9 protein-coding genes are annotated in these 12,900 nt (G+C 38.2%); 2 read left to right on the forward strand and 7 right to left on the reverse strand.

Annotation, left to right across the window (positions count from 1 at the left end; all coding sequences use genetic code 11):
- The first annotated feature begins 133 nt into the window (after positions 1–133).
- Positions 134–2,110, forward strand: coding sequence for a methyl-accepting chemotaxis protein (locus HNR32_RS10100; RefSeq protein WP_183862269.1), 1,977 nt, complete (start codon positions 134–136; stop codon positions 2,108–2,110).
- Between the two features lie 1,152 nt (positions 2,111–3,262).
- Here HNR32_RS10100 and HNR32_RS10105 read toward each other — a convergent pair.
- Together HNR32_RS10105 and HNR32_RS10110 are read right to left on the reverse strand one after the other, a co-directional pair.
- A complete protein-coding gene (locus tag HNR32_RS10105) occupies positions 3,263–3,829 on the reverse strand; it encodes a nitroreductase family protein (RefSeq protein ID WP_183862271.1) in 567 nt (188 codons plus the stop codon).
- Between the two features lie 27 nt (positions 3,830–3,856).
- On the reverse strand, positions 3,857–5,047 hold the full coding sequence (locus HNR32_RS10110; protein WP_183862273.1) for an MFS transporter: 1,191 nt from the start codon (positions 5,045–5,047) through the stop codon (positions 3,857–3,859).
- 80 nt (positions 5,048–5,127) lie between these two features.
- Between HNR32_RS10110 and HNR32_RS14520 the strand changes: the two genes are divergently transcribed.
- Positions 5,128–5,247, forward strand: coding sequence for a putative holin-like toxin (locus HNR32_RS14520; RefSeq protein ID WP_221300604.1), 120 nt, complete (start codon positions 5,128–5,130; stop codon positions 5,245–5,247).
- 195 nt (positions 5,248–5,442) lie between these two features.
- Here the strand turns inward: HNR32_RS14520 and HNR32_RS10115 are convergent, their stop codons facing one another.
- The 5 genes from HNR32_RS10115 to HNR32_RS10135 all read right to left on the reverse strand — a co-directional run bounded on the left by HNR32_RS10115 (position 5,443) and on the right by HNR32_RS10135 (position 12,334).
- Entirely contained in the window at positions 5,443–6,708 is a 1,266-nt protein-coding gene (locus HNR32_RS10115; protein WP_183862275.1) for a Zn-dependent hydrolase, read from the reverse strand.
- 660 nt (positions 6,709–7,368) lie between these two features.
- A complete protein-coding gene (gene preA / locus HNR32_RS10120) occupies positions 7,369–8,580 on the reverse strand; it encodes an NAD-dependent dihydropyrimidine dehydrogenase subunit PreA (RefSeq protein WP_183862277.1) in 1,212 nt (403 codons plus the stop codon).
- Positions 8,577–9,350: a hypothetical protein gene (locus tag HNR32_RS10125; RefSeq protein WP_183862279.1), complete on the reverse strand. Its 774-nt coding sequence runs from the start codon at positions 9,348–9,350 to the stop codon at positions 8,577–8,579. The genes preA and HNR32_RS10125 overlap by 4 nt, the downstream gene beginning before the upstream one ends.
- A gap of 21 nt (positions 9,351–9,371) precedes the next feature.
- On the reverse strand, positions 9,372–10,742 hold the full coding sequence (gene hydA / locus HNR32_RS10130) for a dihydropyrimidinase (RefSeq protein ID WP_183862281.1): 1,371 nt from the start codon (positions 10,740–10,742) through the stop codon (positions 9,372–9,374).
- 14 nt (positions 10,743–10,756) lie between these two features.
- Entirely contained in the window at positions 10,757–12,334 is a 1,578-nt protein-coding gene (locus tag HNR32_RS10135; protein WP_196611068.1) for an NCS1 family nucleobase:cation symporter-1, read from the reverse strand.
- Positions 12,335–12,900 lie beyond the last annotated feature (566 nt).

The raw sequence follows: 12,900 nt of genomic DNA on the forward strand, positions 1-12,900 counted from the left end.
AAAAACTTTACATATAAAATTTTATTTTACATATAAGTCCTTCATTATTAGATACAAGGTAATATTTGACAAGTATTAGCGCTTCTTTTATACTTATTTCGGTATTTATAATATAAAAATTTTGGAGGAAAGTATGGGAATCAAAAAAAAGTTTTTGGCACTTGCCGGATGTATTTGTCTTATAGTATTTATTATTTCATGTATCAGCTATTATATTGCTCATAAAAATCTCGAAGCGAGTGTAGAAAAAGAGCTTTTAAACTCTGTTAACACTCAGGAAATTTCTTTAAACAGCTGGCTAATGGAAAAAGCTAAACCTGGCTTATCAGCAGCTGCTTTATTCAGCCGCATTGACGGAACTGTTGATAATAACAGAATGATTGATATGCTAAGCCTTGGCAGCAATGATAAGGAAATATTAAATCTCAGTAATGGTAATGAAGATGGTGTTTTTGTATCTTTTGCCGGCGGCGATGTTACTGGCAAAAAAGATTCACGCCAACGTCCTTGGTATAAGGATGCCAAAAAAGCTGGAAAACTCGTTTTCACCGATGCTTATAAAGATGCAACTTTTCCTGATACCATGGTAATTTCCGCGGCTATTCCTTACAATGATAAAAATGGCCAGTTCCGTGGTGCTATCTGCGATGATATATCACTTAAAACCCTGGAAAAAGTCGTTTCCACCATAAAATATGAAGGACACGGCCAGGGCTTTATTATCGAACGTACGGGTAAAATCTTAGCTTCTGCAAATAAAAAAGAAAATTTTACTGAAGTCAAGGATAATGCATTATTAAAAGATCAATTTAATAATATGCTGCAAAATAAAACAGGCTATTTCTTAGCAACTGCTAATGGCGAAAAAGTCGTAGTTGCCTATACCACAGTGCGCTCGACTAATTGGCTTGTTGGTATTTCAGTACCAGAAGCAATTGTTTTTGGTAAGGTTGCTTCTCTAAAATGGATATATGGTGGCTTAGGATTACTTGCCCTTATAATTCTCGTATTTATCAGTCTGCGTTTTTCCGCACAAATAACCGGCAATGTTATTCGCTTAAAAAAACATGCCGATGAACTGTCTAATGGTAATTTTAAGATAGACGATCTTGCCGTTACTTCTACTGATGAATTTGCCGATCTTACCAATGCTTTTAACAGCATGAGCCATAATATCCGCAGCCTGATAAAAAATATTAATGCTGCTTCTGACCAGGTATCTACCGCCTCTACTGATTTGTCACATAATGCCCAGCAGTCTGCTGAAGCTGCCAATAATGTTGCCGAAACAGTAACGCATATTGCCAACAATATGGAAACACAAATTGCTAATGTTAATACAGCGAAAAATGAAGTTGATACTGTATTTCTCGATATAACTAAAGTTACAGAAAAAACCAATGCAATAGAAAAAACTTCTGCCAAGTCAGCTGATGCTGCCCAACAAGGCAAGACTTTAATGGAAAATGCTGTCGGCAAGATGGAAAACATCGAAAAAAGCGTTCTGCATCTAGCTGATATAGTACAAAAACTTGGTGATAATTCCAGTGAAATTGGACAAATAATTGATACTATCTCAGCTATTGCTGACCAAACAAATCTATTGGCACTTAACGCTGCTATTGAAGCTGCTCGTGCTGGTGAACATGGCAAAGGCTTTGCTGTAGTTGCTGAAGAGGTAAGAAAGCTTGCTGCTGAATCGCAGGAAGCTGCTGAAAAAATTAAAGACCATATTTCTTCTATTCAGCAAGATACCAGCAGTGCTGTTAGTGCTATGGAAACAGGCACCAAAGAAGTTCAGGAAGGTACTTCTACTATTCGTGATGTTGGCAGCCAATTTGTTAATATCATGAAAATGGTTAACGAAATAAAGACCCAGATTGATGATATAAGTACTTCTGTTACTTCCGTATCTAATGGTGCCACTAACATTGTCCGCTCAGTAAATCATATTGATGAGGACAGCCATAAAACGTCTGACTATACCCAGACCATTGCGGCTGCGGCTGAAGAACAATCTGCTTCTACTGAAGAAATTGCTTCTGCTGCACGTACACTTTCTGATATGGCAGAAAAACTGCATGCTACTACTAAACAGTTTAAAATTTAATATAAATTCCTAACACGTAAAGAAAGAGCAGATTTGGCTATTTATTAGCTGAATCTGCTCTTTCTTGTTAACTTTATAACGCTTTAACCCTTCCGTCATTGCTTACACAATGACACCTTCCCTTGCTGTAGTTCTTAGTGCTTTAGCACTTTATGCTACATTTCTTTGCACTTTAGTGCTTAGAAATGTAGTAGGCAAAGCAGAAATACAGTACACACCGTGAAAGGGACGGCTTTGGAACCATGAATATTAAAAAGTCATATATTTTTACTAACCTACTATAAATAATAATAGTTATCTAAGGCTCCCCTTTAGGGGAGCTGGCGGTGAAGCCGTCTGAGGGGTTACTATATTACTAGGTAAAAGATAACCCTTCCGTCATTGCTTTGCAATGCCACCTTCCCTATGCTGTAGTTCTTAGTGCTTTAGCACTTTAGAAATACAGTACACACAGTGCAGGGACGGCTATAGAACCATAACTATTAATAAAAGTGATATGTTTTACTAACCTGTTGAAAATATATGCATGCTTAAAGGCTCCCCTTTAGGGGAGCTGGCGGCACAGCCGTCTGAGGGGTTACTAATATACCATGTAAAAGAATAACCCTTCCGACTCAGCTTCGCTGAGCCACCTTCCCTAGAGGGACGGCTGTAAAACCGTAAAAACTAATAAAAGTAACCTTTTTTTCTATACAACCTGCTAAGTATTTAGTTATGGTTCAAAGGCTCCCCTGTAGGGGAGCTGGCGGCGAAGCCGTCTGAGGAGTTATTATATTAATAGGTAAAAGATAACCCTTCCGTCATTGCTTATGCAATGCCACCTTCCCTATGCTGTAGTTCTTAGTGCTTTAGCACTTTAGAAATACAGTACACACAGTGCAGGGACGGCTTTGGAACCATGAATATTATAATAAAAGCTATATTTTTATAATTGCTATAAATATAGTTATGGTCTAAGGCTCCCATATATGCTGTAGGTCTTAGTGCTTAGAAATGTAGTAGGCAAAGCAGAGATACAGTACACACCGTGAAGGGAGCTGGCGGCGCAGCCACCTGAGGACTTACTAAAGAGATGGCTTTTGACAGCATAAAAAAATGGAGGCTATCGTACACAATTATTAATGTGTGCGATAGCCTCCATTTTTAGTTTAATTATAATATTAAATCTGCCAATTTTCTTTTAGGTACATGGTGTGCATCATTTTCATCACGCCAATATTTAATATCTCCATCTATTGATATTTCATCGATAATTACCGTTTCTTTAGGATAACCTACAGCAACAACAAGTGTTATTTCATATTTTTCGTTTAACTGCAGCTCTTTTTGCAGATTTTTACGATTAATATTAGCAATCATACAACCGCCCATACTTTTTTCTACTGCTCCCAATAATATGCTTTGGGCTGCAATTCCCTCATCCTGCGGTGTACCCTTTCCATTGGTTATATCTTTGACTATCACTATATAAGCACTTGGTTTTTCTCCCTCTATTGGACCAGCCCAATCTGTATAATAACCGGCCCAAAATACATTCTCATCAATTGCCTTATATTTTTCGCTTTCATTGGCTAATATAAACCGTAGATTTTGCTTATTGGCACCACATGCTGATAAACGCGCTAGATCAACTAATTCTCTTAGGGTTTCAATTAATACCTTCTTTTCTTGATAAAAACGACGATATGAGCGATTCTTTTTTACTAAATCTTTTAACATAATCCTTCACTCCCACATATTATAAATTTATTTACTAAAATTTTCTTCTATTGCTATTATTTTTCTGCGATATATATAAGTAACTGCCATTGCCATAATTAACGGTATCGTCATAATATGCCACATCATTACATACCCCAGTTGTTCAGCTATCGCTCCGGCTATAACCGGTCCCAGTAATACACCAATATCCATACCTATACAATTAGTGCTGCCACCAACTCCACGCCGCTCGCTTGGCACACATTTCATCGCCAGTGACTGCACTACCGGCTGACAGGCACCAAAACCAAAAGCTGATATAAAAGCTGCCAATAAAAACGGCAGTAATGTCTGGGCATTCCCTATTATAAAAAATGCTATTACATCACATAATAATGATGGTATAAAAATCCTTACCAAACCATATTTATCAGTTAATTTTCCAACTAAAGGACGACTAAAGACCATTGTTGCCGCTGAAATTATAAAAAACAAGCCAATATGACTCACTGCATTTTTATGGGCAAATATTATAAGAAAAGAATTTATAACATAAAAGGACATCATTATAAAAACTTCTAAAACAGCTGGCAAAAGTGCTTCTTTAGCAAAGATGTTATTCCATGTTATCTTAAATTTTCTGGTTCTCTTGAAATCATATTTTATTCTATAGCCTAGCATCGCTGCTACAAGCATAATAAACGCATTAATTAAAAATGTTAGATTATACCCCACTAAGTGCATTAACCATAACCCCAGCGTTGGACCAGCCGCCTGCGACACCACCTGTGTAAGTGAATAATAGCCCATTCCCACGCCATATTTTTCCTTAGGCAAAAATTCTGCCACCATAGCCAGACAGCAGACATTACCAAAAGCCTGACCGCAGCCCTGCAATATGCGAAATAACATCAGCAATTCTACACTATGTGACAAACTATAGCCAATTGATGATATCGTCATTATTATCATTGACATAAAAAACAGATTTTTTTTATTATATGTATCGATGGCTGGTGCTGAAATTACCTTAAACAATAATGCAGAAACAGCAAATATGCTCATAAGCACACCTATAATAGTCGTACCTATTCCCAGCGAATCTGCATAAAGTGCTAAAATAGCATTGCTCATAGCCTTTGATAAATTCATCGCCATATTGGCAAAAAAGATGCTGATAAATAACCAGCTGAAAATCGGTGCTGAATTTTCTTGTTTTTTTATTATCTCCTGCAATAAAATACTTCCTATTCCTTTATTCTCCCAATATAGCCATTGATGCTTTATTATGATATATTAATTTTCACGGGTAGTTGATGTTTCGGTTCTTCCTCGACAGAGGAGGTGGTGCTGTGAATACATTTCAGGTCTTATCTCTAATGATAAGCTTTGATATTCTTATAGTTGCCATTATTTCATGTACTAAAATGAAATAGACCGACTCACACATGTAAGCCGGCTTTCTTCCAAACACATTCATTATATGAGGAAAGCCGAGCTTGCAGGCATCAGCTATCCTTTTATTGCTTTTATAGTAACATAATCTTTCATATTATGCAATAAAGTAAAACAACTAGCTGTCGATGAAATTGTAAATTATTTCATCGACAGTTTCTTTATAGTCTTTTTATTTATTCATTAACTACTTTTTCGGTCATACGTAGAAAAGCTGCTATAGCTAGTTCCAAATCTTTGTCAGGAGTATCTTCTTCCTTGCAATGTGATAATCCATTGGTGGACATCGCAAACATCATAATGGATGGTACAAATTTCGCAATTTCAGCAGCATCATGCAATGGGCCGGAATACATGGAAGTGCGTTCACCGGTTTCTTCTTTTACGGCATCTTTGCAAAGCTCTGCTAAATGTTCATCAAAAATTGTCGGTGGTATGCTCCATACTGATTCAAATTCCACTTCTACATTATTGTCTTTTGCTGCTGTATGGCAGGCATCGATTGCTTCTTGATACATTTTCTTTAATGTATCACCATCGATACAGCGCTGGTCAAGTGAAATTGTGCATTTACCAGGGAAAATAGTTACAATATCCGGTTCTACTTTTACCTTACCTACTGTGCAATATGCTTCGTATTTTTTGGCAATTTCGCGGAAAGCAAGTGAAGCCTGAGCAGCCGCCAAAAATGCATCACGACGCATATAAATAGGTGAGCCGGAATGGGCTGGCTGACCGGTAAAGGTGATATACTGACGTTCACAGCCGGTTATACCATATACACAGGCTACTGATTTACCTTGACTTTCAAGTACCGGAGCCTGTTCAATATGTATCTCCAAATAGCTTTTAATATTTCTTGCCAAAAATTCTTCGCGCGCTTTAGGAAAGTCTTTAATATCCAGATTATATCTGCCAATTGCTTCTAAGAAAGAAACACCATCATTATCTTTTAATTTGGCTGCTTCATCGATATCAAGTGCCCCGCTTACAGCCGAAGAACCGATACAGCTTCTGCCAAAGCGAGCTCCTTCTTCATCCGCCCAGCTTACAATATATAAGGTTTTCTTAGGTTTTTTACCATTTTTGCCATAGCGTTTAAGTGCTCCCATGCCGGATACAACGCCTAGCGCCCCATCAAGCCAGCCACCATTTGGTACACAGTCAAGATGACTGCCGATTACTACAGCTTCATCAGTTTCTCCTTCAATTTTAGCCCATACACTATTAGCGGAATCGACTATTATTTCTGCACCTTCTGCTTTCATCTTTGCTTTAAACCATTCCTGTGCTTTATCCCAAACTGGTGTCCAAGCTACACGATGAGCACCATCTTTATCTGATGTCAGGCTGGCTAATTCTCTTAAATCAGCAATAACATCTTTTGCTGATTCTTTCCATGTTAATTCTGCTTTTGTAAGTATTTCTGTTGATTGAGCCATTTTTATTACCTCTTTCTATTTCAATATACAAGTATTTATTATTTTTTAACCCTTCCGTCATTGCTTCGCAATGCCACCTTCCCTAAAGGGACGGCTTAAAGGATACACCAGTTTTAACTAACACAATACGAATTATTATATAACTCACAATATATACTTCTGGTCTAAAGGCTCCCCTCTAGGGGAGCTGGCGGCACAGCCGTCTGAGGGGTTATCTCTATACCATGCAAAAGAATAACCCTTCCGACTCAGCTTTGCTGAGCCACCTTCCCTTGCTATAGTTCTTTGCGCTTTAGCGCTTAGAAATATAGTACACACAGTGAAAGGGACGGCTAAAAAACCAGCAAAATGGAAAATATATATTTATATGTTCATGGTTCAATGGCTCCCCTCTAGGGGAGCTGGCGGCACAGCCGTCTGAGGGGTTATCTCTATACCATGCAAAAGAATAACCCTTCCGACTCAGCTTTGCTGAGCCACCTTCCCTTGCTATAGTTCTTTGCGCTTTAGCGCTTAGAAATATAGTACACACAGTGAAAGGGACGGCTAAAAAACCAGCAAAATGGAAAATATATATTTATATGTTCATGGTTCAATGGCTCCCCTCTAGGGGAGCTGGCGGCGCAGCCGTCTGAGGGGTTAATTCTTTTACATACTCTCTCATACTGCTTTTTTCTGACGCTGGCTAATGCCAATAGCTTCGGTAGGACAAACAAGCCGACACAGATGACAACCTACACATTTATCTGTAATTAACGAAGGCTGTCTTTTTTTATGTTCCCAATCAATAGCCTGATGTCCGGCATCCTGACAAGCAATATAACAGCGACCACAGCCCACGCATTTTTCACTAGCAAAATATGGATAAACTATGCTGTCCCTTTCCAGCTCCTGACTGGAAACAAGATTCACAAGTGATGCCCCTACCAACTCATTAAGTGCATTTATATTATTTTCCCGCATATATTCAGCTAAGCCGTCAATCATATCTTCGACAATTCTATAGCCATATTGCATAACACTTGTCGTGACCTGAACCGTTTGTGAACCCAATAAAATAAATTCCAGGGCATCCTGCCATGTTTCAATACCGCCAATGCCGCTTATTGGCACATTTTTTAACTGTAGGCAATTAGCCATATCACTGACAAATCTAAGGGCAATTGGTTTTACCGCTTTACCCGAATATCCTGAGATACACGATTTTCCAGCAACACTTGGCAATATTTTTTTCTTATAATCTATATTGGTTATACTTTTTATAGTATTTATTGCCGCCAAGCCATCTGCGCCATTTTGTATCGCCGCTATTGCCGGAATTGTCATATCGGTTATATTAGGAGTCATTTTTGCCAAAATCGGCAGCTTTGTTCCCCGTCGTGTCGCAGCACAATATTTGGCAACTAGCTCTGGATTTACGCCAACATCAGCGCCCATTGCTTCTGCCGCCATCTGGGGACAGGAAAAATTACACTCAATAATATCGACACCGACTGCTTCTGATAAGCGGGCTAATTCCTGCCATTCCTGTTCTGACTGTCCCATAATTGATGAAATTATCACCTTATTGGGAAAACGTTTTTTTAAATTTTTTAATGCCGTTAAATTTTCTTCAAGGCTATGATCAGATATCTGCTCTAAATTCCTAAAACCAATAAATGATGTTGCTTCCTTATCTACTATGTCAAAACGCGGTGATACTTCTTCGGGATGGTAAAAACCAATTGTCTTAAAAACAAGTCCTGCCCAACCAGACTGCAGGGCTCGTGCTGACATTTCCTCGTTACCGACAATACAGGAAGAAGATAATAAGAATGGATTTTCACAGTGTATGCCGCAAAAATCAATAGATAAATCTATCTTTTTATTCATACGACTTCCTCCCTTCCCAACAAATATTTACAAACAGCCTGCGCTGTCTGTCGTCCTTTTTTTACAGCAAAGGCATCATTATCCGGCCCGGTTAATAATTCACCTGTTACGAAAGACGCCATATTCTTATCATTTTTTTGCAGCCATTTAGAATATTCTTTTGACGCGATTATACAGGCATCTATATCATCATTGGCAATATTGTCAATTTCATTCATCGTTATTTGTTTAAATTCTATACCAAATTTGTTCACTAAATTATAAGCCTGCTGCATATACTTGCTATCTGCCCGCCGCAGTGATGCTAAATTAATATTCTGCTCAATCTGCGGTGTTTTAAAATGATATATCGTTACCGCTATTCCCTGCTGCTGCAAATAAACGGCCGCAGCCAGACCAGCTGTATTACCGCCAAAAATAATAACGTTTTTACCAACGGTTTCATTTTTTTCCGGCAGATATTCCATTTGTTCAACCAACTGTGACAAATACTGCTGAATAAGTGGAATATTTACTGGTTTATCTATTTTTTTTCTGATACAGGCTCCTTGACAATAAGCATGTTCAGCACAGCTTTGAGCACAAATACCTGATAATAGATTAGCATCAAGCATCAGCTTGGCTGCGCCTCTTTTATTTTGAAAATAAAGTGCCCTGATAAATTTATCTGGTCTGTTGGCAGCAGGGCAAGCCTTGCTGCATGGTGCATCATAACATAGCAGGCATCTGCTAACTTCTTCTTTTATTGTAATATCCAATATATCCTGCATATGAATTTCTCCTAATTTCTTTTAAGCAATTGGACGCGGCTGACATTTAATAAATTTACCAAAACCAGCCTCACCTATAAACTTACCGTCTTTAAAGACCTGCTGACCACGAACATATGTTGCTGTAATATAACCTTGTAATTTTGTTCCTTCCCATATCGTATAATCACAATCAGAATGCATCTTGGCATTGGTAATAGTGAAATCAATATTAGGATCATAAATAGCAATATCAGCATCTTTACCAACTTCAACCGCACCTTTTTCCGTACAGCCAAATATACGAGCCGGATTTTCAGCGCATAATTCTACGGCTTTTTGGAATGAAATAATTCCCTTATTTGCTTGGCTGAGCATATATGGATAAAGATTTTCTACTCCCATACAGCCATTAGGAATTTTAGTGAAATCATCTTTGCCCCAGTCTTTTTGTTCCTGTTTAAATGGACAATGGTCAGTAGCCACCGTATCAATATAACCTTCTTCAATTCCCTGCCATAAGGCTATCTGGCTTTCTTTGCCTTTTATTGGCGGTGAGCAGACAAAATTACGTCCATCTTCACGTTTATAAACATCACTGGTAAAATTTAAATACTGTGGACACGTTTCGGCATATATTTCATAGCCTTCATTTACTGCATCTTTTACTGCCTGCATTCCCTGTGCATTAGCCAAATGAACTATATATAAAGGTGCATCCAATGTTTTTGCCCAATGAATTGCCCGTATGTCAGCTTCAGCTTCTACAGCTTCCGGACGACTTAAGTAATGATACCAAGGTGATAGTTTACCTTCTTTCTTGAATTTATCAATATTTAAATCTATTACATCAGGATTTTCGGCATGAACAGCAATCAATGTACCGGTTTCTTTGGAGCGCTGTAATGCTTTATAAATATCAGCATCATTCATCATCAATCCATCTTTTTTATAAACCATGAATAATTTATAGCTGGGTAATCCTGCATCAGCAGCAGTACTAAATTCTTCCAGTACATCATCGGTTAAATCCGTTAATGCCACATGAAAGGAATAATCTACACAGGCTTTAGGTGCACATAAATCATTGCGTGGTTTTACTGCTTCCCTGATGCCCTGACCTTTTTTCTGGGTAACAAAGTCAAAAACAGTTGTTACCCCGCCACAGGCAGCGGCTCTTGTGCCGGCAAAATAATCATCTGCTGACATTGTACCGTTAAAGGGAAATTCCAAATGGGTATGGGCATCAATTGCTCCCGGTAAAATATATTTCCCGCTGGCATCTATTATCTTAATGCCATCATCCGGCAAATTCTTGCCAATAGCTGCTATTTTTCCATCTTTTACATATACATCAGCTGCATAGCTGCTTGTTGATGTTATTATTGTTCCGCCTTTTATAATAAATTCCATAAGTTAGTAATCCCTCATTTCTTTAATACAGTTGACCCGGCTGGTTCTTCTAAAACAGCTGTGCTTTCACTATCTGCCGCTAATATTATAGGTTCAGCCAGCTCAGTAATTATTTCATTTTCTTCATCACTAAGTAAGGATTTATTTTCGCCCTGCATAACTATCGGATAAAGAATCAACGCAATGACAAAACCTAAAATCCAGCCAATATTCGATAATAATGAAATTGCCGGAATAACTTTTCCCAGTAATGCCGGTGCAAAGGCTATCACCCAAACCAATACTGCTTTCCAGTTTACGCCATTTGTATACCAATAGCGGCTGTTGGAATTGTCTTCATATAAAGATAAAACATCTATTTTCATTTTTCTGTGCATATAATAATCAGCGATAAATATACCGGCTAACGGTCCAAGAATCATGCCATAAGTACCAAGCCAGCCAAATACATAAGCTCCGGCACTCGATAATAACTGCCATGGCATAATGATTACACCTAATGCGCCTGTTATCAGTGAGGACCGTCTAAAAGATAATTTACGTGGATTAATATTAGAAATATCATTGCTGGTAGCAACAGCATTAGCCGCTATATTGGTAGTAAGTGTAGCAATTACTATTCCAACAGCACCTAAAATTATCATGGCTGAATTACCTGAATTAGTTATTACCTGTACCGGATCCCAAATGAGTTTGCCGGTAGTAACAAAGGTAGCACCTGTTACAATTGTTCCTAATACAGCCATACCGAACATTGCCGGCACAAGTCCAATCATTTGACCTTTTATCTGTGATGACTGATTTTTAGCATAGCGGCTAAAATCAGGAATGTTTAACGCCAATGTAGCCCAAAAAGAAATATTTGCCATAAGTCCGCTTAAAAAGGTTGGCCAAAATGCATCCGGTGTAATAGTTGATGGCATACTGGCTAAGATATCAGGAATACCTTTTCCTACACTAAATACACTGCCTACTGACCAAATAAATAACCCAATGCAAAGTACAATAAGCAACGGAGAACCCCATGATTCCATAAATTTTATAACTTCCGGTCCGCGATATACTATATAGACATTAGCGCCCCAAAATATAGCAAAAGCAATTGCTGAACTATAATCCCAGCTAGCCCAAGATGTACTCATTGCTGCCAATATACTGTTTAAGGCTTCACTGCCCAGCCAGCAATTTATACCAAACCAGCCAGCTCCGGTAATTGCCCTGGCAATAGCTGCTATATTAGAACCCTTTACACCAAAAGCCAGCCGCGCAAAAACCGGAAATGGAATACCATATTTTGTACCGGCATGGGCATTAAGTATTATTGGCAGTAATACTACTACATTCCCCAGCGTCACCGTCAAAATAGCCTGCCACCAGGAAAATCCCACGGCTACCAAGCTCGATGGCAGCATATATGATGCTGTACAAATACTCATACCAATCCAAATTGAAGCCATATTATAAGTATTCCATGTTCTCTTTTTTACCTGCGTTGGTGCCAAATCCTCATTATAATAACGACTGTTTTTTATACTCTCCGATGCATCAGCATTTAATTCATATAATGAATCAATTTTTCTCTGCGTTTTCACTATAATTCCCCCTTAAAACAACAAAAAAAGGCTCAGCAAATATTATTTATATCTGCCAAGCCCCTTCGCTTTACTTACTATTTGATTATGTGCTTTAGTATACTGGATGATTTTATCTTTGTATATGTACAAATTTCACAAAAGGATGTTTGCTGTTTTGTGAAATCGCACATTTGTGATTATTATTTTATGGCATAATTTTAAAGATTTTTAATATAAATCCTAAAACTCTTTCTGTAAAAGAATTTGGCTGAACTAATAACCGTGAAATTTCACGAATTTCACGGTACTTGCGGATATCTTCATTAATGCGATATGAGCTAAAAAAATTACTAAGCCCTAACTGTGCTGCTGTTTCAGTGCCATGGTCATTTACCAGCCAAATAACTTCCCAACGAGCCTTTACTGTGCAGTTACCCTTTTCGGGAAAAAGATCAGCAATATCTTTTATTAGTAAATTAGCTAATAAAGACTGAACCTCCCACGACTAAAGTCGCGGGGTTCCTGCTTCACAGATAGTTGCGCAAAAAACACGTCTTACATTATCTCCACAGGCTATCCCCGTA

Source organism: Pectinatus brassicae, assembly GCF_014201835.1.
Taxonomy (GTDB): Bacteria; Bacillota; Negativicutes; order Selenomonadales; family Selenomonadaceae; genus Pectinatus; species Pectinatus brassicae.